Source organism: Acutalibacter sp. JLR.KK004 (assembly GCF_036941085.1).
Taxonomy (GTDB): domain Bacteria; phylum Bacillota; class Clostridia; order Oscillospirales; family Acutalibacteraceae; genus Acutalibacter.
In genome coordinates this window covers 784,156-805,165 of sequence record NZ_JAYMNQ010000001.1, presented here as the reverse complement: position 1 = coordinate 805,165, position 21,010 = coordinate 784,156, and the positions used below count along the sequence as shown (strand labels likewise).

The window sequence follows — 21,010 nt, the reverse complement described above, 5'->3', positions numbered from 1 at the left end:
AGAGGATGGACGACAGAAAGCAGATCACCTACAGGCTGTGGGAAGCGCGGCTGGAAAGCGGGAAAAGCTTCCGTCAAATCGCGGAGGAAACGGGGCTGAGCTTAAATGTGCTGAATGCCTATATGAACAAAGGCGTTATGCCCGGGGCGGATAAGCTGGCCCTTTTGTGCCCCTGCCTGGGGGTGTCGGCGGATTGGGTGCTGGGGCTGAGGGAAAGCGGGGTGCTTAATGGATCTGGAACATAAAGCCATCGCCCGCCTGCAGGAGGCGGCAAAACTTAGCGAGTTTTATTACCAAAAGCCCCTGCTGCTGACCTGTTCTGGCGGCAAAGACAGCGAGGTGTGCCTTGAGCTTTGCAGGCGGGCCGGGGTGCCCTTTGAGGTCATACACAACTTGACTACCGCAGACGCGCCGGAAACGGTTTACCATGTGCGCAAGGTGTTCCGCAGGTTGGAGCTGGAGGGCGTCAAGTGTGAAATACTGCACCCCCGGTACAAGGGCCAGCCCGCCTCCATGTGGACGCTTATCCCCCAAAAGCTTATGCCCCCGACGCGTACAGTGCGGTACTGCTGCCAAGTTTTGAAGGAGGGGCGCGGTAAAAGCCGGTGCGTGGTGCTGGGTGTGCGCAGGGCGGAAAGCCAAAACCGCTCCGATGCGGGTGTGGCGGAATTGTCCGGAAAAACCAAGTCGGACAAGCAGATATTTGATTTTGACAATGGCGACAAAGGCATTATTGCTCCTTGCCAAATAAAAGCCAAAATCAAAATCCATCCCATTGTGGACTGGACAGACCGGGATGTATGGCAGTTTTTGAGGGATGCAAAAGCGGATATAAACCCTTGCTACACTATGGGATTTAGCCGGGTGGGCTGTGTGGGTTGCCCAATGGCTGGCAAGAGCCGCTGGCGCGAGTTCCAGCAATGGCCCAAGTTTGAAAACCTGTACCGCAGGGCCTTTGCCCGTATGTTGGAGGAACGCAAGGCCCGGGGCAAGCCCTGCCAGTGGAAAACCGCCGATGATGTTTTCCGCTGGTGGATGGATGATAAGAACCTGGACGGCCAGTTGGATATATTCGGCGGGGAGGTGGGCGCGGATGGCTTGTAGCTGGCCCCGCACCTGCACCGGGTGCAAAAAGCTTGACAGGATATTGGACAGGCGAGGGCAGGCCTGCGCTGTCTGCGCATACTTTGGCCCCGATGCGGATGACGCGCCTGTCTGCCATAAATTTTTGAAAACCATGCTCCCCTGCGATGGGTGCGGGGAGTGGGAAGGGAAGTCAATATGGAACAGAAAAAATACGTACTAACAGACGAAAAAAAGGAATGGTGCGGCCAGACGCTTCACCGTATTCGTGCGCTGCGGGATTTCCAGGACGTAAAAGCCGGGGAGCTGGGGGGCTGGGTAGAAACGGAAAAGAACCTTGCGCAGATGGGCAACGCTTGGGTTTACGGCGATGCCCGGGTTTACGGCAACGCCCAGGTTTACGGCAACGCCCGGGTTTACGGCAACGCCCGGGTTTACGGCAACGCCCAGGTTTACGGCGATGCCCGGGTTTACGGCAACGCCCGGGTTTCCAGCTACGCCCGGGTTTACGGCAACGCCCAGGTTTCCGGCAATGCCCGGGTTTACGGCAACGCCCGGGTTTACGGCAATGCCTGGGTTTCCGGCAATGCCCGGGTTTCCGGCGATGCCCAGGTTTACGGCAACGCCCAGGTTTCCAGCTACGCCCGGGTTTACGGCAACGCCCAGGTTTCCGGCAACGCCCAGGTTTACGGCGATGCCTCCATTATATGGATCGGGAACATAGGATCCAGAGCGGATACCACAACGTTTTTTGCTTGCAGGGACGGGAAAATCGGTGTGAAGTGCGGCTGCTTTTCTGGGGACATACAGCAATTTGAGGAAGCCGTCCGGGATACGCATGGGGACAGCCAATACGGGAAAGAGTACATGGCGGCTATCGCGCTGGCAAAGTCGAAGATTGGAGGGAACGATGGATAAAAAAATACTAGATGTGACCTGTGGAGCACGCACTATTTGGTTTGACAAAAATCACCCAGCAGCTATCTACTGCGATAAGCGAAGAGAGGAATACAACCATCTTTGGAAAAACGCAGGGAACTGTACCCTGAAAGTTGAACCTGATATTCTATGCGATTTTACAGCCCTTCCATTTCCTGATAATTCATTTTCTCTGGTTGTGTTCGATCCGCCCCATCTGACAGGAGCAAAGGAAACGGCGTGGTTGGTCAAGAAATATGGGAAATTGGACGATAACTGGCCACAGATGTTACATGATGGATTCGCGGAATGTATTCGAGTGCTGAAGCCGGATGGAGTACTTATTTTCAAGTGGTCGGAATATGACATTCCTGCTGAAAAAGTCTGGAGAGCAATCGGGCAAAAGCCGCTGTTTGGACATCACAGCGGGAAGAAATCAGGTACATTTTGGGGGTGCTTTATGAAACTGCCGGAACTGGAGAGGAGGATTGGAGGAAACGATGGAACGGTTGACATATGATTTTTGTATAGGCAGTAACCATTGCTGGCAGATAAAAGGTGCAGACAACTTTATGTGCAAAGAGGTTTGTATCAAACAGGGGGACGATGGGTGTACAAACTGCCCCATCAAAAAAGCATTTGACCGCCTCGCCGCCTACGAGGACACCGGGCTGGAACCAGGGGAAGTGTTGACCGGTAAGGAGCTGGCGGAAGTCGGTTGTGCCATAATTCGTTTGAAAAAGTATGAGGATATTGGGCCAATTGACCATCTGCGGGAACTTGCCCAGGCCGAGAAGGACGGGCGACTGGTGGTGCTGTCAAGTGCGGGCAGTTGACACTGCTTTTGTTTTGCCTCCCTTCTATCATCCAGATCCCTGTTTCTGACAGGGTTTACGCTGGGCTGTTTTCTCGGCTCCCTCTGCCTGTCCGTGGCAGCTTTAAGAAAACCCGGCATTTTCTGGCCCGGCCTGCCTGTGGCTATAATTGCGGGCTTTACCGCCCTCTGCCTGCTTTTTTGGACTGCCCGGCTTTTGAACGCGCTGCTTACATAAACGGTTTCCGGCAGGTTTTTCCTGAAAGCCTGCTTCCAGCCCGAAAGGGCAAAGCGCATATAGACTTATTCTATCAGTATGGATGTGATTGGAATGCCAGCCAAAAAGAAAAAGCCCATGTCCCAAAAGGAAAGGGCCATGCGGGCGCAGGTGAAAAAGGATTTACAGGCACAGGGCCTTATCCCGCCTGACAAGCCCCGGCTGAACCGGAAGAAGTTTGCCAAAGAGGTGTGGGAGGAATTTGAAGCGTTGGACATGTACACAGCGGACTGCTATCTCCGGCGCGCCCTGGGCTGCATGGTGGGGCCGGAGATGCTGGAGGTTACGCCAGAGGAAGTGGGCGTGCTGAAGCTGATGAAGCTGGCAGTGGAGTGGAAAAAGTTTTCCGACAGGCTCAGAGCGGAAGGCCGGGAGCAGTATACCCTGGGGGAGTTTGCGGAGGAAGTAGTAAACCCTGTTTTAAAGTTGTGAAAATAATAGTAGCTATAAAGTGTTCTAACAACTTATAGCGGCTCAATATATAAAAATTCACTACTCTCTAATCGGGTCATATTATAACCACATTTATCTTTACCCAATTTGGCGAAGAAAACTATTCTCCCACCATAGGAATTGGAATCTTTCAGTTTTCCATCAATATATGAATAAACTATTATTAGTTATATAAATCCGGCAAATAAAGGAATGTGATGACATACTTCTAAGAACCAGCTTATAACCGCCACTATATTTTTCCCATAATAAGTTAACATTTCCGTAAAACATTTTATAGCACATAAAATCCGAGTCGTGTAAAGTCACATCTATACGTTTTTGTGGGAGTCTCTTGTAGCTCTTCTCAACTTCCTTTCTATTTTTTCTTTTTTCACCAAAGGAAAATTTTGAGAAAGGCGTTTCTTCGCTCCTTTTCTCTTTGTCATCATCAAAAAGTAAAAGAAACAGCTTCCTTAATTCCCTTACAATTTTGTCTCTGTTTTCAGGTTCTCTCATGTATGCGTCCACTTGTTTTGCAGACATGACGTCTTGCTGTAAAGGGCAATCCGGAGCGTGCTTAACTTGGCTCCATGTCCTGAAATACGGTGTGGCACCATCCACATAGACCAGTGGAGCAGTTTTGCATTCCGGACAGAAAAAAGTTCTCTTATAGCCGGAAAATCTTTTCAAATCTTCTTTAAATATTTTTGTCACTTCATAAATTGGCATTATACGCATTACATCATTTCGATTGCAATAAGCTTCTTCAAATTTATTCCTGCTCAAAAAATCACCTCAGAAAGGGGCAAAAGAATGGTTGAGCTAAGCGCCTGCATACACGGAATGTTCCCGCTTCTGTCCTACCAGAGCCTTGCCGAATGGCTCGCGTGGTTCCGGGATGTGTACGGGCACGAGGGAGCCTGCCTGGACAGCGGACAGGTTCGGCGGAAATATATCTTTGAACTTTACATTCCCGTCTGCCAGCGAACAGAAGCGGAGTCCGGATTTTTTGTCCCGGCGCTCCCGCCCTGGCTATGGGAGTATTATAACACGGTTAAGTTCCAAAAGCTATACCTGCGCACAGCCGACCAGCTATTTGCCGCAGCCTTTGCTCTATGGTACGGCCTGCCGGAGCGGGCCTGCCGCCTCATTACGGGCAGGTCACACGCCCAATCTGCCTGCGATATCCTCCACGCGCTGCTGTGCGGGATGGACTGTGATGATGTCGAAAGAGTGCTGCGGGACAGGGGCAGAAAACCGGAGGAAAGGCGCAGGGCGCTTGCTTTTGCCCCCTATCCGGGCAGGTATATTATCTGCCATGACAGAGGGGATATCTCCGCCAGAAGGGACGGGGAAGCCCTAATCTCCCTGGACGGGGAACGCTTCTCCCTGCATACAGAACCATAAAAGGACGTAATAGGCATGGAATGGCTGTTCCTGAGCATGACATTTTTTTGCTGTCGGTTGCCTTCGGGGGCACAGCTTGCATCTACACAAGCTGGTGGGCGCGGCGTCCCTTTGGCGGCGCCCTCGCCATACTGCTGGTGTGCGGCGCGGTCTTTTTCCTCTCCTGCATCGGCTTCTGTCTCATCACAGCCTTTGCGCCCGCGCCCTCTGCCCCGGCTTACAGGATTTTGGGAATGAGGATCTGCGTGTCTAAATAAAATTATAATAATTATATTATATATGTAATAACAGCGAAGGAGGAATGACAGGTGAACTTTTCCTACATGGAAGTGGGGCTGAGCCGGAGGAAGTCGGAGCATATCCAGCTTCCCACGGTCCTGCTGGACAACCCTGTTTTCAGGGACGTGTCCCTGGAAGCCAAGGTGCTCTATTCCCGCATGTACAACCGGGTGTTCCTGTCTGCCCGGAACCCGGAGCGGTTCAGCGACCGGGAGGGCAGGCTGTATATCTATTACTCCCAAAGCGAGGTAATGGAGCTGTTCCGCGTATCCAAAAACACCGCCGGGAAAATGATGAAGCAGTTGGAAAATATAGGCCTGATAGAGCGCAGGCGGGCCGCGGGCAGGCACACGAAAATCTATGTGAAGGACGTGTATTCCGACCGGGAAGTAAATACCTATAAGGCGGAGGAGGCGGACCGGCGGATGCTGGAGGCATACCAGGAGGATCACGCGGAGGAGGAACGCTGGCAGCTCATCCGGGAAGCGGAGCAGGAGGTTTACATAGAGGACAAGCCCGCCGGCCCGGAAGCGCCTGTCTATACGGAAGCCGCCGCGCCGGGAAAGCCCTATGGTGTGGAAAAGCAGACGCGCCGCAAAAATTGGGACACAGGACTCCCAAATTTTGGGACTTGGAATTCCCAAAAAGTGACCCTAAGTAATAAATACAGGAATAATACTTACCAGAGGAATACCAACAATCCTTCTTTCCTGCCATACGGCTATGGGGAAAGTACACCCGTATGGGACGGGCGGGAAGATTCTTCCGCACTGGAAGCCCTTGTGGGGGAGCAGGTGGATACAGGCTGGCTGGTGGCAAACGGGTACGGCAGGGAGCAGGTGCGGGAGGTGGTGCGGCTTATCTGCGACAGCCTGTGCCGGAAAGGGCCTGTGCCCCTGCTTGGGGGGCTTCTGCCGGAAACCGCCGTGAAGAAGCGCCTGGGCGAGTTGGAACCGGAGCATGTAGCCTATGCCCTGGACGTGGTGAACGCCGCCAGGGGAATCAAAAACGTGCGCTCCTACCTGCTGGCGGTGCTGTACAACGCCCCCGCCACCATGGAAACCGCTGTCCAGGTGCGGGTGAACACAGATTTTGCGGGGGATGTGCGGCCCTTATACAGCAGGTTTTCCAGAATAAAATGATAAATCTATTGCTTTGCATTTGTGAAATATGATAGAATGGAGGCGGCAGCATGGTATCCTGGCACAGAGGGCGCAGGTACAAAAAGCTGGAAAAAGTGATGAGGGTATGCTGGGAAATCCCCGGCTCCTAGATGGAGGACGTGGATGAGGGGCGGGCCAGGGAAGCCCTGCTGGATTTTTTCCAGATTTATACCCGGCTCCGGCCCGACAGGAAGCTCAGCGGGGACTTGATGGACAGCGCGTCCACCACGGATTATTACCCTTTGGATACTCATACCGTCGGCTCATGAACAACATCCGCGCCTGGCTGAAGGGACTGGAAAACGAGCCGGAGGAGGCCGCTGTGCTTTTAGATTAGTCAAAGCTTACGGAGGTTTAAGGCAATGCCGCTTAAGACGGCAGTCGTGAATTGTGCGGTGTTGCCTTAAGGGGTTTACAGGAATACCAGCGTGTTTTATGCGCTGTTTCCCATATAGAGGCGAATTAAATACAAACAGCGGGGAGGAACTATTTCCATGAGCAGGAAGGACGCGTACAGCACAATCAAAGAGGAATTGCAGGAAACCCTTGCCCTGGTGGCGGAGAAATCCGGCTGGGAGGCGGGAACAGTGATGGAGCTTATCAGGGCAGTCCGGCTCACGGAGAAGCTGGAAGCCCCTGCCCAAAAGCCCCCGGCCCCGCCTCCGGCGCAGGAGAAAAGCCCGGGGGAGGGCAATATTGCTTACACAAAATATCTCCTGAAGAACTACCGGCTGTTAAAGTCCGCGGTGGACGCCCGCATAACCAGTACAGTCCAGATGCTGGACGACGCTCAGATGCAGATGCTGATGGAGCGGGAGGAGAGCGTGAAAAACCAGCAGGTGCGCTCCATCGCCATGATTTCCGCCAAGGACAGGGTGTTGTTTGCACAACTGGAAAGCGCCCTGGAGCAGATGAGGCTTATCTGTGAAGCCAGTAAAAATCCCCGCGAACAAAGGCAGTATAAAATTCTCGTTTCCCGTTATATCCACGGATTATCTTTAAACCGCACCCTGGATCTCTATGGGATTGAGAAAAGCGAATATTTCCGGTGCCACACCAATGCCGTAGAGAAGCTCTCTGTTATCATGTTCGGCGCAGAGAGAGGCAATAATTTCTACGGGAACCAGTACAGCACTGCGGATTTCGATACGGAGGACAGCCTGCCGGACGTGGAAATATTCCACATCCAACCAGCAGAGCCGCGCGGAAACAGCCTTGAAAAGATCCCTCTGGATCATTTTTTTCAGGCTGCGTTGTAAGCTGGTCTTTGGAAAAATATTTTAATAATAGACATAACAATAAATTCCGGTTTTTCTGAAAGAGGGGAATTTTAGGGGAACTTTAGGGGAATTTTTCCTGTTATACTTAGTACAGTGAAAGGTGCAGGCAGGGCCGCGGGATAAAAACCGCGGCCTTTTCCATGCCCGGAGCTTACCCAGAATACCATTTTAAAGGAGGAACCAGACTTGAAAAACACAAACCAGTACCACAGCTTATGCCCTGGCAAAGGCGGAGCACACCCCTGCCCTGTCCGCGCCGGCCCCTATGAGGCACTCCATCGGCAGTACCAGGAAACCCTGGCTGTCCTCAGCAAAGGGGGCGGGACAGCGTGAACCCGGAAGAAAAAAGGCAGGCACTGCTGGAAAAAGCGGGCCTGGAGCAGGCGGTATACAGGGAGCGGCTGCTCGCCCTGCCCCCGGAGGAGCTGTTAGGGCAGGCCCGGCAGTTTGCCATACGGGAGGACATAATTGCCGCTCTAGAATACATGGAGCTGGAGGAACCCCGGCTGGATATGCTGCTGGAGAGCGAAAATGTTTTGGAGAAGCTCTATCAGGAATACGCCGGCGGCCCCGTCCTGCTGGACGGTCTGGAGGGGGTTATCTCGGCTTACGCGGAGGAGCTGTTGGAGCAGATCCCGGTGGAGGAAACCATCCAGCCGGAGCCTGTTTTAACCCTGGAGCAGAAGGCCCAGGCCATTCAGGACTTTATAAAGGAGCACTGGATGGAACCAGCCGGGCAGTCCATGTGCGCCCGGCGCATGAGCCTGCGGGAGGGGGACGCCGCCGGGCTGGAGGCCCTGTACCTTGAAACGTGGGGCGCGCCGGAGGGCCGGGAGCCTTTTCCCCCGGTCTACCGGGAAACCCTGGCATATGCCGCCGCCCATGGGGAAAAAGCCCGGTGGCAGGCTTCCCAACGCCTGAACCGGGCCTGCCGGGATGCCCTGGACGCCTTTATCCAGGAAAGCTATTACGACAGCCGCCTGCATATGGAGGGCTTCCCGGCGGTTTCCGCCCGGTTCGGGCCGGAGCGCACAGCCTGGGTGCTGGCAGGGACTATCCGCTCCCAGCCATGGGACAGGCGGTATTCCCCCGGAAACAGGCAGTGGGCGCAGGGCGCTCCCGCCTGGGAGGGAAAGGATGATTGCTGCCTCAGCAGCCACCCTGGACTGGTGGATTTGCTGGCTTCCCAGGTGCGGTTGCTGGAGCGGCAGAGGGAACAGGCCTCCCCCTTACAGGGGCAAGAACGGTAAAAAAGCAGGGAAAGGGCGGCGGGGCTGTCCTTTTTCTTTTATTATTCTATAAGAAAGGACTGGTTTTATCATGCTGGAGACACAGGCAGGGGCTTGCGGCCCCAGGCAGAGAATCAAGGTGGCGCTTTCGGAGACAGCCATTTCCCATCTGGATCAGTTGTGCGCCGAACGGGGGCAGTACCGCCCCCAGGTGGTGGAAGCCGCTGTGGAGCAGATGTACCTTGCGGAGGGAGGTGCAGGCAGGCGGGAAGCCTACAGCCAGTATCTGGAGGCCAAAAGGAGGCTGCTGCGCCCGGAGGCCCCGCCCGGGGAAAGCCCGCCAGGGGAAGAATCCCTGCTGCGGGAACTGACGGAGTGCAGGGAACAGCTTGCGCTTTATGACCTGCTGCTGGGGTACAAGGAGGAAACCGTGAGCCTGCAGGCCGTCACGATTGACGTTCTGCAGGGGAAAATCCGGAAGCTGGAGGCGCAGGCGGAAAACCGCAGGGCGGCAGGTTTTACAGAAAAATGTGTATAAGGGGGGGAAAACGGTGGGGGCATTTTACAAAATGTGGCAGGGCAGGCGGTATGCCCGGCAGGAAGCGGAGCGGGAGCGGAACCGGCTGCTGGAGGAGCTGGTGGAAAAATACCGGAACCTGACAGGAAGCTATGAGGAATTCCTGACGGCGAAGGATCTGCTGCTGTACAAAAAGGACGATGTGATCCGCGCCCAGCGGGCGCTCATCGGCAGGCAGAAGGATCAGCTTCTGGTTCTGAAACGGGAAATCCCCGGCCTGGAGGAAGCCCTGGAACGGGAAAAAGCAGGGGCTTCCTGCCCGGAAAATGAAGAAAACCCATCATAGGAAGGAGGGATTTTCAGATGTCAAAACAGGGGAAAAACCAGGCGGAGAGCTTGTTTAAGGCGGCGTTCCCCCAGGAAAAAACAGAAGCCCTTGCCATTTATCTGGACAAAAAGGGGCTGTCTTTGGAGCGGTCTTTGGGGGAATTTCTGGAAAAGCTCTATGAAAAAAACGTGCCCGGACAGGTGAAGGAGTACCTTGCGGCAAAGCGAAGGCCCGCTGGAAAGCTGGTTTTGGACAGTCCGGAACCGCCTGCCCGGCAGGAGGAAAACGGGGAGGTTTTGGGGTGAGAACCGCCGCAGGCGGCAAAGCGTCCGGAACCCTGGTTCTGGACGAGCAAGCATCGCATTTTTTCTCGAAAAGCGCCACAAAAAGTGCCACGTGGCACTTTTCCGCTTTTCTCGAACATGCTGCTTGTTAGGGGTAAGCGCCATCGGCGCCCGCCACCCCTAATACCCCTCTTTGGAAAAACCGCTGCCGCGCATGAGTATAGAAAAATTTATTTGAAAGGAACCGGTGTGAAAAATTTTGAAGAAAGGGAAGATACCGGGCACAAAGGGTTGATGCTTCATCTCTTTTTGTGCGAATCCTGTATCGCATGACAATTGTTATGTGTAAGGAAAAGAAAACCGATGTGTTCCTTCTGCTCAGGCCGAAGGAACAGGCCCTGTTCAAAAGCAGGGCGGAGCAGGCGGAAATGTCCCGCAGCGAATTCCTGGAGGGACTGCTGCTGGGGACAGCCCCCGCCCCTGCCCCTCAGATGGATTGGGAAAAAACAGCGGGAAAGCTGAAGGAAGCGGGCAGGCGTCTGGATGCCATTGCCCATGAAGGAAACCGCACCGCCTGGATAGACGGGAATGCCTATGCCGCTGTGGTGGAGGAAATCACCGGGCTGCTGCGCGGGATTGAAATCGCGGCGGGCACAGTTTCAGAGGGAGGAAAAGGGGAATGAAAAAAATCAAAACCCATTGTATGCTGGATGTGTATGTGAAAAACCACTGGCAGCGCATGGCGGAGGACTGCGGCATGTCCATGAACCAGTACGCCCGCGTCCTGATACAGGGCCTCCGCCCGCGCCTTGCCCTGCCGCCGGAAGCCCGGAAGGTGTTTCGGGAGCTGTGGGCCATCCAGCGGGACCTGGATCAGGTGGCGGTAGTGGCAAACATGTTCACCTTGCCGGAAGGGGAAGCCTGCCACAATATCAGCAGGGATTTTGCCCGCCGGGCCGACAGGGTGGTGCGGGCCATGCAGAGAAAATGGGAGGCGGCTGTCCCGGATGAAACGCCATGGCCCAGATAAGCATATGGCCTGTGACCCACCATCTGCACCGGTGCATTTCCTATGTGATGAACCCGCAGAAAACCATGTGGGAGGGGAAGGTGCTGGTATCGGGCGTCAGGCTCAGCGCCGCGTCCCCGGAAATTGCCACAGGCCAGATGCTGGGCGTGAAGGAGCAGTACGAAAAGACAGACGGGCGGCTGGCCTACCACCTGGAGCAGGGCTTCAAGCCCGGGGAGGTGGATCCCCTGACAGCCCATGAAATCGGGAAGCGGTTTGCCCGGGAAGCCTGGGGGGATAGGTTCCAGGTGGTGGTATGCACCCATGTGGATAAAAACCATCTCCACAACCACTATATCGTCAATTCCGTCTCAGACGCGGACGGAAAAAAATACCATGAATCCCCGGAGGAGTACGGCCGGCTGCGGGAGCTGTCGGACAGGCTGTGCCGGGAATACGGGCTGTCGGTAATCGGGGGGCAGAAAAAGACCCGGGCCAAAAGCTATCCGGAGCTGCACCCGGAACAGAAAAAGCGGCCCACCGTCCACACCCTCATCTACCAGGACATGGACAACGCCCTGGAAATGGCGGAGGATCTGGACGGGTTCTATGAAGCCTTAAAGCAGATGGGCTACCGGGTGAAGCGGGACAGGGCGCATCCAGCCATTGCCCCGCCTGGGAAAGGGTATTTCCGCCTGTACAAATTCGCCAGGGGGTACACGGAGGAGGACATTATCCGGCGGCTGGCAGAAAAAGGCCGGCGAGATCCCGCTCCGGGTTTTCTGGAACCCAACGCCGGGAAAAAGCAGCCCTCCCCCGCCCGGCAGGAAGGCCCCGGCCCTGCGCCCCGGAGGGAGGGGGAATATTACACCTATGGCGGGCAGTGGGCCTCCCTCCACCAGATCCAGTATTTCCGCAGGCGGTTCACCCACTACCTTCTGCGCAGGCGGCACTGGAGGGGGCTGCGCTGCTGCTTTTTGCAGTACCGCTTCGTGCTCTGCCGGGTGGAGGACAAAACCTATCCCCGGTATCCCGGCATGGATCTGCGCCGGGAGCTGTACAGGCTGCGGCAGTACAGCGAGGAAGCCCTGCTGCTGTGCCGGAATAAAATTGACACCATGGAGCAGCTCCAGGCTTACACGGAGCAGGTAAACGGGCGCATCCACGCCCTGAACCTGGAGCGCCGCCGCGTCCGCCGGAAAATCCGGGCCGCGCCGGCGCCGGAGGAGCTGGCTTCCCTCCAGGCAGAGCTGGAGGCGCTTAACACCAGAGCCCTGGCCCTTTACAGGGAGCGGGCGCTGTGCGGGGATATCGCGGCCCGCTCCGGGATGGTGGAGCGGGCTGTAGAACAGGAGCGGGAAGCCGCCCTCCGGATGCGGCCTGCCCAGGGGCAGAACCCGGAAAGAGAACAAAAGGAGGAACGTATATGAGCACAACACCGGACGCCATTGACCAGTTATTTTCCTTTACCCTCAACGGCATAGCCTATACCGTGGAGATCATCGGGAAAAACGCCCCCCAGATAGCGAAATTCTTTATGGGGCTTACCCACCAGGGGGTGCGGACAAAGGGGGAAATCAAGCTGCACAACCTGCTGCGCCGGGGCGCGGGGCTGGAAGCCCTGAATATCCGGGAACAGGATTTCCCGGCGTTCCAGAAAGCGGCGAAAAAGAGCGGCCTGCTCTTTTCCACCGTATGCATGGATGAAAAAAGCCCCAAAGGGGAGCGGGTTTTCACTGTCTATTTCAGCGAGGCGGACATGGCCCTTGTGAATAACCTTTTGGGGATTACCCGGATTAACACGGTAAAGGCGGCGGAATTCCGCACAGTGGCAGAGCAGGCGGCAGAGAACTCGCCCCCGCAGCCGGAAGCCCAGGAGGAAGGCCGGGGTATCGACCAGTTTGTAGGGGAGGATGGGGAATATGTAAAGCCCTCTGATCTGGAACGGGACCCCTATGCCCTTCCTGGGCAGACGCCTTTGGTCCTGCCGGAAAACGCGGTTATCTACCAGCGGGAGAGCGTGGTTATCCCCCTGCCGGAGCAGGCGGAAGGGATGGAACGCGTAATCCCTACCATGCCCGGAAGCGGGAACGGGTCCCCCTCCGCCGCCAGTTCCGGGCTGTACGGAAGGGAGGAAGCCAGGCCGGAGACGGCCCTGCCGATGGGGAACAGCCCGGCATCTTTGCCTATGGGGACAAGTTCCCAGGTTAGGGCTGTAGTGGATTTCCGCAGGGTTTCCCCTGTGCGCCCCCACGGGCCGGGGCGGGGGCCTGCCCTCTCCATGCGGGAGCAACTCGCCCGGCAGCACAGCATACGCCGGGAGCAGGGCCAGAAAGCCAGGGCAGGCGCGGAGAAGGAGGGTCCCGCCAAAGGGCCGGAGCGGTAAGGGAATGAAAGGAGGACGGACATATGGAAGCACATAAACAGAGCCAGCAGGAAATCCGGGAGGCGCTTCTGGGGCGCGCACTGGAGGGGTTCTCCCTGGTGTGGGGAAAGCCCTCCGCGTTTTTGAAGCTCCTGGATATCTGCGAGCGGTTCAACCGCGCCCCGGATACCGTGGGGGGCGGGCCGGTAAACGCTATGCTGGTATATTTGCAGCGGCCCCAGGCCCGGCAGCTTGTTTCAAACAGGCAGCGCACAGAACTGGGCATTTATGCCAAAAAAGGGGAGCACGCCCTGGATATCCTCATAGGGATGAAACGGCAGGACAGGAACACTGGGCGCACTGCTGTCTGGTATAACCCGGAAAAAGCCTTTGCCGCTTCCCAGCTGGAATCCGCCCCGGAGCCTGAACCGGAACCGCCCAGGCGTGCGTGGCGGGATCTGGTGACAGCCATAGGCCAGGGGGAATCGGCGGACACTTACCGCACCGTTGTCAGCGGGGCAGTGCCCAGGGAAATGGGGGTGGGGTTCTTCCCGGTCGGGGAGGGACACGCCACAGCCCGCATTGTGTTTAACGGGAGCCTGGAACGAGAGGAGTTCGTGGCCTGCGCCCTAAAGGGGATTTCTCACTACATCCTGTCTAAAGAGGAGCGGTACGCCTTTGGGAAGGAGAGCAGCTTTACGGCTTTCTGCTGCGGCTACTATGTGTGCAGGCGGTGGGGGCTGGAAACCTCCGGCTTTTCCCTTGGGGAGCGGGATTTCCCGGAGAGCGTGGAGAACCCAGGGGCCGTAAAGGAGATGGTGTCCGGGGTAATCCGGGCGGGGAACCAGGTGTACGCCGCCCTGGAGAAGGAATTGGAAAGGGCCGCGCGGGAGCGGGCAGGCCCGCAGAACGCCCTGCCCGGCGGGGGAAGGAGGTAGTATAAAGCAGGATAAAAAAATGTGGGCACAAAAAACCGCGTTGGCATGACATTTTTGAGAATCCTGTGCCGCATGACGGTTATAATTTTTTGTTGGCCCCAAAAGTGCGGACTTTTTGCGGAATTTTCTTCCAAACAGCCCTGAATTTTCCGAAAGAGGGGAATTTTAGGGGAACTTTAGGGGAATTTTTTCTGCTATACTGAGTACAGTGAAAGGTGTGGGAAGGGCCGCGGCGTAAAACCGCGGCCTTTTCCATGCCCAAATTTTTTTAGAAACAGAAAGGATGTGCCTGTATGGAACAAAACACGCCCGTTACCCTGAATATCCGCCCGGAAAGCTTTGACCTCCTCATGGGGATACTGGAACTCAACGGGAAAAACGCGGGGGATGAGGACACCAGGCTGAAAGCCCGGTACCTCCTGGAAAAGTGGCGGCGGTTCTCCCGCCTGCGCCAGGACGAACAGGGAACCCCCTATGTAGGGGTGCGGATGCACGGCTGGGACAGCGCGGAGGCTGTCTGGCAGCTTCTCTATCTCTGTGAGGGAAAGTGCTTTCCCACCGTAAAATACAGCGAGCAGCTTACAAGGGCAAAGGACTGCGGGGCGGAAATCGACCACCTGAACCTCCCCTCCTTCCCCCCGGAACCCACTTAAAGCCGCAGGCCCTGTGCCTGCGGCTTTTTCCATGCCCAACCGCCGCACGGTACAAAATCCGCACAGGAAAGGATGATGCTTTAACCCATGAAACAGAAACAGAACCTCATGTCCGCCCTGGCCTTTTCCATTGCCGGGGGCGTGCTGGTGGCCTGGCTGGCCCTGAAAATAGCCCCCGGCCTGGGGCAGGGCCTGCCCGGCGTCACCGCCGCCTTGAACAGCGCTTCCCAAAATCCCCTGGACATCCAGATTGTCCCCAAAACCTGGGAAACCCTGGCCATGTTCCTGCTGCTCTATGTTCTGGGAGTGGGGGTATACCTCACCTCCCTCCTGAACTTCCGCAGGGGCGAGGAATACGGCAGCGCCCGCTGGGGCAGCCCCCGGGTCCTGGCCCGGAAGTACAGGGACAAAAAGCGCCCCGCCCAGAACCTCATCCTCACAAGGGACATGGCTATTGCCACAGACAGGGAGAAAATGTTCCGCCACCAGCGGAATTTAAACACCCTGGTCATAGGCGGCTCCGGCTCCCAAAAGACCCGCAGCCATGTCATGCCCAACCTTCTGCAGGGCGGCATGTCCTATGTGGTGCTTGACCCTTCCGGGGAAATCCTCCGGGCCGCGGGCAGCTACCTGATGGAGCAGGGGTACAGGGTGAAGGTTTTAAACCTCTTTGAGCCGGAGAAATCCCAAAGGTACAACCCCTTTGTGTACCTGCAAAACGACGACGATGTGGACAGGATGATTGAAAATTTCTGGAAAGCCACCACGGAAAAGGGGGCCATGAAGGGGGATCAGTTCTGGGAGGACACCGCCAAGGAGCTGTTGGCGGCCCTGTGCTACTACCTGTTCTACTTCGCGCCCCCGGAGGAGCAGAGCTTCCCCATGGTGCAGTTTCTGGCCCGGAGTATGCAGGTGGACGAGGAAAAGAAGGAGAAAAACGCCGTTGACCTGCTCTTTGAGAGCCTGGAGCAGCGGGAGCCGGATCATATTGCCCTGCGGCACTACCACGCCTACCACTCCGGGGCGGCGAAAACCCTCCAGAGCATCCAGATTACCCTGCTGTCCCGGCTGGGGAAGTTCAACCTGGAGAGCATCCGCAGGCTTTCGGACACAGCGGAGGACAGCCTGGGGCTGTACGATATCCCAAAGGAAAAAAGCGTCCTCTTTGCCATCACCCCGGTGGCGGACACCTCTTTAAACTTCTTCGTCTCCATGCTGTACGGGCAGCTTCTGGACGTCATCTACCGCTATGGCGGCGCCCATGGGCGGCTGGACGTGCCTTTGCACCTGCTGATGGACGAGTTTGCGAACATCTGTTTGCCGAAGGATTTTGAGAAATACCTTGCCACCTTCCGGAAATACGGGGTGAGCGCTTCCATCATTTTGCAGGATTTGAGCCAGCTAAAGGCGCTGTATGAAAAGGAGTGGCAGAGCATTGTGGGCAACTGCGACAGCCTGCTGTATTTGGGCGGCAACGAGGAAAGCACCTGCAAGTACATCTCAGAGCTTATCGGGAAGCAGACCATCAAGACCAACACCTTCGGGTTTAACCGGGGGCGCAACGGCGGCTCCTCCAAAAACGAGCAGCAGCTGGGGCGGGAGCTTTTGACCCCGGATGAGGTGCGCTCCCTTAATAACAGATACTGCGTCCTGCTGCTGCGGGGCGAGCCGCCCATCATGGACTTGAAATTCAGCCTGCGGGAGCATCCGGCCTACAGCCGGACAGCCTTTGGGGAGGGCCTGCCCTATGATCCGGGCACAAAGGAAGCCGCTGCCGGGGAAACCCGGCTGCGCACAGACCTTACCGGGGATTTCGACGCCCAGGGGCGCTTCACCCTTATCCGGAAGGAGGCACAGCCGGACGGTACGGAAAAGGAGGCGGGGGTGGTGCTGCCGGAAATCCCCCGGCCCGCCAGCCTTGTGTTCATCGGGGAGGACGGGGAGCCTGCCAGCCCGGAGGAAATCGCGGCCCTGGGCCTGCCTGTTTAGAAAACATGATTAAAAAAGGAAGTGGTTATTTTATGCGTACAAAAGCGCTTACGAAAAAGAAACCGCCTGTAAAGCCTGGAAAGAAAGCCCTCCGGCTGTGTACGGCTTTCCTCCTGGCCCTGGCCCTCTTTGGGCTTTTCGCCATGACGGCGGGGGCCACCGGGGCGGGAGCGGGTACAGGCATTACGGAGGTGGATTCCATGTTTGGGAACATCACCTCCATCCTGTACGGCATCGCCAGGTTTGCCGGCGGCGCTGTGTGCCTGTTCGGCATCATCCAGATCGGCATGTCCATCAGCAGCCATGACGCCAGCCAGCGCGTCCAGGGCTTCCTGGTGATGGCGGGCGGGGTGATCATCTTCTTCTCCCCCACCATTATCGCCGCCTTTACAGGCTAAAGGAGGGGGCATATGTTTATTCAGGGGATCCTGGATCTGTTCGGCTCCGCCATGGAGGTATCCTACGGCTTCCTCACCCAGGATCTTTCTTCCTTCTCGCCGGGGGCGGCCTCGGTGATGGAAGCCGTAAACGGGGGCCTCCAGGCTTTTTCCTATGCCCTGCTGGCAGTGCTCACCCTGTGGAACGTGGTGCACACCGCCACTTCTTACGCGGAGCTGAAAAAGCCCGAAATGCTCCTGAAGTTCTTCCTGCGCTTTGCCCTGACAAAATACGCCGTGGGAATGGCCTGGCCCATTGTAACGGGCATTGTCACGGTATGCGGGGCACTGACAGGCTCTGTCTTTGTAAGCGCGGGCCTGACCGACGGCAACGCCTGGGCCGGGATAACCGCTCCGGACTTCGGGGGGAATTCCATCATGGACATTATCGCCAGCACCGTGGGCGCGCTCTTAAACCCCCTTGCCAAGGTGCCGGAGCTGCTTTTGGGGCTTTTAGGCTTTATCGTGGCCCTGGTGCTGTCCGTCACCCTCATGCTTACGGTCATCGGCAGGTTTTTTAAAATCTACCTGTTCGCGGCCCTGTCCCCCATCCCATTAAGCTGCTTCGGGGCGGAGGACACCCGGCACATCGGGCGGGGGTTCCTCCATTCCTTTGCCGCCGTAAGCCTGGAGGGCCTTGTCATCGGCCTCGCCATGATTGTCTTTGCCGCCTACTCCCAGAACCCCCTTATCACTTTTGAGAGCTGGGGGATTTTCAACTGGCTGGGGGCCGCGGCGGAGGAAATCACCTATATGTTCACCCTTATCTTTAACATGCTGCTCCTGCTGGGCCTCATCAAGGGGGCAGACCAGGCAGTGCAGCAGATTTTCAGCCATCATTAACATGAGAAAGGAAGAAAGCGTATGCAGATAAAAGCTGCCCAGGAGGTGCGGGACTGCCAGACAGAGGTATTCTTTGGCATGAACCTGCGCCAGCTCGTCTTTACAGGGCTTGCGGGTGCTTCGGCTGTCCTGTGCTGGTTCCTGCTGCGGGACAGGCTGTCCATGGAAACCATCAGTTGGCTGTGCATCCTCGCGGCCCTGCCCTTTGGGGCCTTCGGGTTTGTGCGCTGGCACGGGATGTACCTGGAACAAATCCTCCCGGCCCTGTTCCGTTCCCGGATCCTGCACCGGGACGTCCTGTATTTCCGCACGGACTGTACGGAAAAGAAGCTTCTGGAATTATACATGCAGGAGGAAAGGAAGGGGAAAGCCCATGCTTTTAAGCGAAAAGAAGGTAAAGACAAAACACCGTGACCCCCAGTATTTCAAAAAGCCCCGGCGCACCCAGGACGCTGTGCCTCTGGAGCGGGCCTATGAGAACGGGATGATCCTTTCCGGGGGCGGGATATATTCCATGTGCTTCCGGTTTACGGACGTGAACTATTCCATAGCGGAGGAGGGCAGGCAGCAGGAATTCATCAAATCCCTGCGGGCCGCGGCCAAAAGCTGCACCCCGGCGGAGGTTTCCCAGATAACCATTTTCAACCGCCGCATAAACGAGGAGGCCCTGGAGCGCCTGCGCCATCCTCTGCAGGGGGACGGCTTCGACCCCCTCCGGCAGGAGCTGAACGCCATGCTGGAATCCCAGGCCGGGCGGGGCAGCGGCATTATCCAGGACAGGTTCTTCACCATGTCCGCTGCCCGCCCCACCCCCAGGGAGGCGGAAACCCACTTTGACCGGGCGGGCACGGAGCTTGCCCTGCGCTTTGCCGGCATGGGTTCCACACTGCGGCCCCTGGGCCTGTCCCAGCGGCTGCGGCTGCTCCGGGACTTCTACCGCCCGGGGGATGAAAACTTCTGGGACTTTGATTTCAGGGACATGCGCCGGCAGGGCATAAGCGTGAAGGACTGCGTGGCCCCCCTGTCTTTAAGCCTGAAAAGCAGCCACTTCAAGACAGGGGACAAATTCGGGCGGGTGCTTGCCATGACCCGCCACGCCAGCTTCATAGACGACAAGACCCTCAACAAGCTGACAGACCTGGACGTGGAGCTTGTCCTGTCCGTCAGCTTTATCCCCATCCCCACAGACGAGGCGGTAAAATTCTTCCAGGGCAGGCTGGATTCCGTAGAGGCAAATGCCCTGCGATCCCGGCAGAAGCAGCTCCAGCGCAGCCAGGTGGCGGGGCCGGAACCCTACCATTTCCGGAAGGACAGGGCCAATATCCAGGACGTCCTGGACGACATCACCCAGCGGGACTGCGGGGTGGTGGTAGCCTGCGTCACCCTGTGCCATATGGCACAGAGCCTGGAGCAGCTTGACGCGGACACAGAGCTTATCCGCTCCACCGCCCGTTCCGCCAACTGCGAGCTGGACGTCTGCACAGACCAGCAGCTTGACGCCCTGAACACCGTCCTGCCCTATGGCCTCCAGCGGCTGCACATCGACCACGGCCTGACCACTGAGAGCCTTGCGGCCTTTGTGCCCTTCAACGCCCAGGAGATATGCGATCCCGGCGGGGTGCTTTACGGCCAGAACGTGGTGACCCGGAACCTGGTAGCTGTGGACAGGCTGGCAAAATCCTCCGGAAACGGCTTTGTCCTGGGTATGACCGGGGGCGGCAAATCCTTTTTCTGCAAGCAGGAACTTCTCTCCCTGCGCCTGCGGTATCCTCCGGAAAAGGCGGACTTCCTTATCCTGGATCCGGAATCCGAGTACAAAAAAGAGGTGCTGGAGCTGGGCGGGGAGATTTACCACATCGGCAAAGACAGCATCAACCCCTTTGACATGGAGCTGGACTTTGCGGAGAAAAACCCGCTCTCCTACAAGACAGAATTTATCACCGCCTGCTGCGAGAAGATTATGGGCGGGGGGCTGGACGCCCAGAGCAAGTCCCTGATAGACCGGGCTGTGCGCGGCGTGTACAGGGAGTACCTCCGCAGCCATGGGAAAACCGCCCCGCCCCTGATGGGGGATTTCAAGGATGCGCTGGAAGCCATGGGCCACAAAAAGGCAGGGGAGCTGTCCCTGGCCCTTGAGCGCTTTGTGGACGGCTATCTCAACGCCTTTGCCGCCCCCACCAATGTGGATTCTGACAACAGCCTTATCTGCTACAGCCTCAACGGCCTGCAGGATCAGATGAAGTCCCTGGGTACGGTTATCACCCTGGATCACCTCTTAAACCGGGTGATGCGCAATTTCCGCAGGGGGAAAATCACCTTTGTGTACGCGGACGAGTTCTCCCTCCTGTTCCAGGACGAGGAAACCGGGGCATTTTTCGGGAAGCTCTGGCGCAGGATCCGGAAATACAACGGCTTCTGCACCGGGGCCACCCAGTCCGTGGAGGAGGTGCTTGCCAGCGAATCCGGCAGGGCCATGCTGGCGAACACGGATTTCGTGGTGATGCTCAACCAGTCCCCTGCCAACGCCCAGCAGCTTTCCGAGCTTTTCGGGATCTCCAAAAACCAGCAGTCCTACTTTGAGAACGTCCCGCCGGGCCATGGCCTTGTGAAGGTGGGCGGGGCAATCGTCCCCTTTGTGGGGAACGTGCCCAGGGATACCCGGTGCTATGGGCTGATGGCGACAGATCCCAGGGAGGGAAGCTGGGCCTGCGGGGAAAGCCAGGAATAGCCCCTTCTGGAGCGCATAAAAAAGATACGAAAGT

Annotated in this window: 29 protein-coding genes; 28 read left to right on the top strand and 1 reads right to left on the bottom strand. The window is 57.0% G+C overall.

What is annotated here, in order from left to right; translation table 11 throughout:
* Positions 1 to 5 precede the first annotated feature (5 nt).
* From VSQ30_RS04600 to VSQ30_RS04570, 7 genes are all read left to right on the top strand, one after another.
* On the top strand, positions 6 to 245 hold the full coding sequence (locus VSQ30_RS04600) for a helix-turn-helix domain-containing protein (RefSeq protein ID WP_334462350.1): 240 nt from the start codon (positions 6 to 8) through the stop codon (positions 243 to 245).
* A complete protein-coding gene (locus tag VSQ30_RS04595; protein ID WP_334462349.1) occupies positions 229 to 1,104 on the top strand; it encodes a phosphoadenosine phosphosulfate reductase family protein in 876 nt (291 codons plus the stop codon). The genes VSQ30_RS04600 and VSQ30_RS04595 overlap by 17 nt, the downstream gene beginning before the upstream one ends.
* Complete coding sequence (locus VSQ30_RS04590; protein WP_334462347.1) at positions 1,094 to 1,306, top strand: hypothetical protein; 213 nt, start codon at positions 1,094 to 1,096, stop codon at positions 1,304 to 1,306. Before VSQ30_RS04595 ends, VSQ30_RS04590 begins: the two co-directional genes overlap by 11 nt.
* Positions 1,282 to 2,001 carry an LbetaH domain-containing protein gene (locus VSQ30_RS04585; protein WP_334462346.1) on the top strand — a complete coding sequence of 240 codons (720 nt, stop codon included), beginning with the start codon at positions 1,282 to 1,284 and terminating at the stop codon, positions 1,999 to 2,001. Before VSQ30_RS04590 ends, VSQ30_RS04585 begins: the two co-directional genes overlap by 25 nt.
* Complete coding sequence (locus VSQ30_RS04580; RefSeq protein WP_334462344.1) at positions 1,994 to 2,521, top strand: class I SAM-dependent methyltransferase; 528 nt, start codon at positions 1,994 to 1,996, stop codon at positions 2,519 to 2,521. The genes VSQ30_RS04585 and VSQ30_RS04580 overlap by 8 nt, the downstream gene beginning before the upstream one ends.
* Positions 2,502 to 2,837, top strand: coding sequence for a hypothetical protein (locus tag VSQ30_RS04575; RefSeq protein ID WP_334462342.1), 336 nt, complete (start codon positions 2,502 to 2,504; stop codon positions 2,835 to 2,837). The genes VSQ30_RS04580 and VSQ30_RS04575 overlap by 20 nt, the downstream gene beginning before the upstream one ends.
* Positions 2,838 to 3,146: 309 nt before the next feature.
* The gene (locus VSQ30_RS04570; protein ID WP_160643881.1) at positions 3,147 to 3,524 is read left to right on the top strand and encodes an addiction module toxin RelE; all 378 of its coding nucleotides are present in this window, start codon (positions 3,147 to 3,149) and stop codon (positions 3,522 to 3,524) included.
* 162 nt (positions 3,525 to 3,686) lie between these two features.
* On the opposite strand, the gene VSQ30_RS04565 is transcribed toward VSQ30_RS04570, so the two are convergent.
* Entirely contained in the window at positions 3,687 to 4,313 is a 627-nt protein-coding gene (locus VSQ30_RS04565; RefSeq protein ID WP_334462338.1) for a hypothetical protein, read from the bottom strand.
* Between the two features lie 27 nt (positions 4,314 to 4,340).
* Between VSQ30_RS04565 and VSQ30_RS04560 the strand changes: the two genes are divergently transcribed.
* The 21 genes from VSQ30_RS04560 (at position 4,341) to VSQ30_RS04460 (ending at position 20,976) form a co-directional block, all read left to right on the top strand.
* A complete protein-coding gene (locus VSQ30_RS04560) occupies positions 4,341 to 4,934 on the top strand; it encodes a hypothetical protein (protein ID WP_334462337.1) in 594 nt (197 codons plus the stop codon).
* 20 nt (positions 4,935 to 4,954) lie between these two features.
* Positions 4,955 to 5,191, top strand: coding sequence for a hypothetical protein (locus VSQ30_RS04555; protein WP_334462336.1), 237 nt, complete (start codon positions 4,955 to 4,957; stop codon positions 5,189 to 5,191).
* Positions 5,192 to 5,242: 51 nt separating this feature from the next.
* Positions 5,243 to 6,355, top strand: a complete 1,113-nt coding sequence (locus tag VSQ30_RS04550) for a replication initiator protein A (protein ID WP_334462334.1) — start codon at positions 5,243 to 5,245, stop codon at positions 6,353 to 6,355.
* A gap of 131 nt (positions 6,356 to 6,486) precedes the next feature.
* Positions 6,487 to 6,645, top strand: a complete 159-nt coding sequence (locus tag VSQ30_RS04545; RefSeq protein ID WP_161880139.1) for a hypothetical protein — start codon at positions 6,487 to 6,489, stop codon at positions 6,643 to 6,645.
* A gap of 225 nt (positions 6,646 to 6,870) precedes the next feature.
* Positions 6,871 to 7,635 carry a hypothetical protein gene (locus VSQ30_RS04540; protein ID WP_334462331.1) on the top strand — a complete coding sequence of 255 codons (765 nt, stop codon included), beginning with the start codon at positions 6,871 to 6,873 and terminating at the stop codon, positions 7,633 to 7,635.
* A 207-nt stretch (positions 7,636 to 7,842) separates the two neighbouring features.
* A complete protein-coding gene (locus VSQ30_RS04535) occupies positions 7,843 to 7,989 on the top strand; it encodes a hypothetical protein (RefSeq protein ID WP_334462329.1) in 147 nt (48 codons plus the stop codon).
* Positions 7,986 to 8,906 carry a DUF3849 domain-containing protein gene (locus VSQ30_RS04530; RefSeq protein WP_334462326.1) on the top strand — a complete coding sequence of 307 codons (921 nt, stop codon included), beginning with the start codon at positions 7,986 to 7,988 and terminating at the stop codon, positions 8,904 to 8,906. Before VSQ30_RS04535 ends, VSQ30_RS04530 begins: the two co-directional genes overlap by 4 nt.
* A gap of 70 nt (positions 8,907 to 8,976) precedes the next feature.
* Positions 8,977 to 9,423, top strand: a complete 447-nt coding sequence (locus VSQ30_RS04525) for a hypothetical protein (protein ID WP_334462324.1) — start codon at positions 8,977 to 8,979, stop codon at positions 9,421 to 9,423.
* A 13-nt stretch (positions 9,424 to 9,436) separates the two neighbouring features.
* The gene (locus VSQ30_RS04520; RefSeq protein WP_334462322.1) at positions 9,437 to 9,748 is read left to right on the top strand and encodes a hypothetical protein; all 312 of its coding nucleotides are present in this window, start codon (positions 9,437 to 9,439) and stop codon (positions 9,746 to 9,748) included.
* Positions 9,749 to 9,765: 17 nt separating this feature from the next.
* On the top strand, positions 9,766 to 10,035 hold the full coding sequence (locus tag VSQ30_RS04515; protein WP_334462321.1) for a DUF6103 family protein: 270 nt from the start codon (positions 9,766 to 9,768) through the stop codon (positions 10,033 to 10,035).
* Between the two features lie 320 nt (positions 10,036 to 10,355).
* On the top strand, positions 10,356 to 10,697 hold the full coding sequence (locus VSQ30_RS04510) for a hypothetical protein (RefSeq protein ID WP_334462320.1): 342 nt from the start codon (positions 10,356 to 10,358) through the stop codon (positions 10,695 to 10,697).
* Positions 10,694 to 11,044: a hypothetical protein gene (locus VSQ30_RS04505; RefSeq protein WP_334462319.1), complete on the top strand. Its 351-nt coding sequence runs from the start codon at positions 10,694 to 10,696 to the stop codon at positions 11,042 to 11,044. Before VSQ30_RS04510 ends, VSQ30_RS04505 begins: the two co-directional genes overlap by 4 nt.
* A complete protein-coding gene (locus VSQ30_RS04500; RefSeq protein WP_334462318.1) occupies positions 11,032 to 12,453 on the top strand; it encodes a relaxase/mobilization nuclease domain-containing protein in 1,422 nt (473 codons plus the stop codon). Before VSQ30_RS04505 ends, VSQ30_RS04500 begins: the two co-directional genes overlap by 13 nt.
* The gene (locus VSQ30_RS04495) at positions 12,450 to 13,409 is read left to right on the top strand and encodes a DUF3801 domain-containing protein (protein ID WP_334462317.1); all 960 of its coding nucleotides are present in this window, start codon (positions 12,450 to 12,452) and stop codon (positions 13,407 to 13,409) included. Before VSQ30_RS04500 ends, VSQ30_RS04495 begins: the two co-directional genes overlap by 4 nt.
* A 23-nt stretch (positions 13,410 to 13,432) precedes the next feature.
* Positions 13,433 to 14,326 (top strand): hypothetical protein, encoded by an 894-nt coding sequence (locus VSQ30_RS04490; protein WP_334462316.1) that lies wholly within the window; start codon positions 13,433 to 13,435, stop codon positions 14,324 to 14,326.
* A gap of 293 nt (positions 14,327 to 14,619) precedes the next feature.
* Complete coding sequence (locus tag VSQ30_RS04485; protein WP_334462315.1) at positions 14,620 to 14,979, top strand: hypothetical protein; 360 nt, start codon at positions 14,620 to 14,622, stop codon at positions 14,977 to 14,979.
* A gap of 87 nt (positions 14,980 to 15,066) precedes the next feature.
* Entirely contained in the window at positions 15,067 to 16,968 is a 1,902-nt protein-coding gene (locus tag VSQ30_RS04480; protein ID WP_334462314.1) for a VirD4-like conjugal transfer protein, CD1115 family, read from the top strand.
* Positions 16,969 to 17,000: 32 nt separating this feature from the next.
* Entirely contained in the window at positions 17,001 to 17,366 is a 366-nt protein-coding gene (locus VSQ30_RS04475) for a hypothetical protein (RefSeq protein ID WP_334462311.1), read from the top strand.
* Between the two features lie 12 nt (positions 17,367 to 17,378).
* A complete protein-coding gene (locus tag VSQ30_RS04470) occupies positions 17,379 to 18,248 on the top strand; it encodes a hypothetical protein (RefSeq protein ID WP_334462310.1) in 870 nt (289 codons plus the stop codon).
* A gap of 21 nt (positions 18,249 to 18,269) precedes the next feature.
* The gene (locus VSQ30_RS04465; protein WP_334462308.1) at positions 18,270 to 18,662 is read left to right on the top strand and encodes a PrgI family protein; all 393 of its coding nucleotides are present in this window, start codon (positions 18,270 to 18,272) and stop codon (positions 18,660 to 18,662) included.
* Complete coding sequence (locus VSQ30_RS04460; protein ID WP_334462306.1) at positions 18,622 to 20,976, top strand: VirB4-like conjugal transfer ATPase, CD1110 family; 2,355 nt, start codon at positions 18,622 to 18,624, stop codon at positions 20,974 to 20,976. The genes VSQ30_RS04465 and VSQ30_RS04460 overlap by 41 nt, the downstream gene beginning before the upstream one ends.
* Positions 20,977 to 21,010: the final 34 nt, after the last annotated feature.

Excerpts from the sequence above, each read along its gene's own strand:
- VSQ30_RS04600 (WP_334462350.1), top strand. The coding sequence starts at position 6 with ATGGACGACAGAAAGCAGATCACCTACAGGCTGTGGGAAGCGCGGCTG.
- VSQ30_RS04595 (WP_334462349.1), top strand. The coding sequence starts at position 229 with ATGGATCTGGAACATAAAGCCATCGCCCGCCTGCAGGAGGCGGCAAAA.
- VSQ30_RS04590 (WP_334462347.1), top strand. The coding sequence starts at position 1,094 with ATGGCTTGTAGCTGGCCCCGCACCTGCACCGGGTGCAAAAAGCTTGAC.
- VSQ30_RS04585 (WP_334462346.1), top strand. The coding sequence starts at position 1,282 with ATGGAACAGAAAAAATACGTACTAACAGACGAAAAAAAGGAATGGTGC.
- VSQ30_RS04580 (WP_334462344.1), top strand. The coding sequence starts at position 1,994 with ATGGATAAAAAAATACTAGATGTGACCTGTGGAGCACGCACTATTTGG.
- VSQ30_RS04575 (WP_334462342.1), top strand. The coding sequence starts at position 2,502 with ATGGAACGGTTGACATATGATTTTTGTATAGGCAGTAACCATTGCTGG.
- VSQ30_RS04570 (WP_160643881.1), top strand. The coding sequence starts at position 3,147 with ATGCCAGCCAAAAAGAAAAAGCCCATGTCCCAAAAGGAAAGGGCCATG.
- VSQ30_RS04560 (WP_334462337.1), top strand. The coding sequence starts at position 4,341 with ATGGTTGAGCTAAGCGCCTGCATACACGGAATGTTCCCGCTTCTGTCC.
- VSQ30_RS04555 (WP_334462336.1), top strand. The coding sequence starts at position 4,955 with ATGGCTGTTCCTGAGCATGACATTTTTTTGCTGTCGGTTGCCTTCGGG.
- VSQ30_RS04545 (WP_161880139.1), top strand. The coding sequence starts at position 6,487 with ATGGAGGACGTGGATGAGGGGCGGGCCAGGGAAGCCCTGCTGGATTTT.
- VSQ30_RS04540 (WP_334462331.1), top strand. The coding sequence starts at position 6,871 with ATGAGCAGGAAGGACGCGTACAGCACAATCAAAGAGGAATTGCAGGAA.
- VSQ30_RS04525 (WP_334462324.1), top strand. The coding sequence starts at position 8,977 with ATGCTGGAGACACAGGCAGGGGCTTGCGGCCCCAGGCAGAGAATCAAG.
- VSQ30_RS04515 (WP_334462321.1), top strand. The coding sequence starts at position 9,766 with ATGTCAAAACAGGGGAAAAACCAGGCGGAGAGCTTGTTTAAGGCGGCG.
- VSQ30_RS04510 (WP_334462320.1), top strand. The coding sequence starts at position 10,356 with ATGTGTAAGGAAAAGAAAACCGATGTGTTCCTTCTGCTCAGGCCGAAG.
- VSQ30_RS04505 (WP_334462319.1), top strand. The coding sequence starts at position 10,694 with ATGAAAAAAATCAAAACCCATTGTATGCTGGATGTGTATGTGAAAAAC.
- VSQ30_RS04500 (WP_334462318.1), top strand. The coding sequence starts at position 11,032 with ATGGCCCAGATAAGCATATGGCCTGTGACCCACCATCTGCACCGGTGC.
- VSQ30_RS04495 (WP_334462317.1), top strand. The coding sequence starts at position 12,450 with ATGAGCACAACACCGGACGCCATTGACCAGTTATTTTCCTTTACCCTC.
- VSQ30_RS04490 (WP_334462316.1), top strand. The coding sequence starts at position 13,433 with ATGGAAGCACATAAACAGAGCCAGCAGGAAATCCGGGAGGCGCTTCTG.
- VSQ30_RS04485 (WP_334462315.1), top strand. The coding sequence starts at position 14,620 with ATGGAACAAAACACGCCCGTTACCCTGAATATCCGCCCGGAAAGCTTT.
- VSQ30_RS04480 (WP_334462314.1), top strand. The coding sequence starts at position 15,067 with ATGAAACAGAAACAGAACCTCATGTCCGCCCTGGCCTTTTCCATTGCC.
- VSQ30_RS04475 (WP_334462311.1), top strand. The coding sequence starts at position 17,001 with ATGCGTACAAAAGCGCTTACGAAAAAGAAACCGCCTGTAAAGCCTGGA.
- VSQ30_RS04470 (WP_334462310.1), top strand. The coding sequence starts at position 17,379 with ATGTTTATTCAGGGGATCCTGGATCTGTTCGGCTCCGCCATGGAGGTA.
- VSQ30_RS04465 (WP_334462308.1), top strand. The coding sequence starts at position 18,270 with ATGCAGATAAAAGCTGCCCAGGAGGTGCGGGACTGCCAGACAGAGGTA.
- VSQ30_RS04460 (WP_334462306.1), top strand. The coding sequence starts at position 18,622 with ATGCTTTTAAGCGAAAAGAAGGTAAAGACAAAACACCGTGACCCCCAG.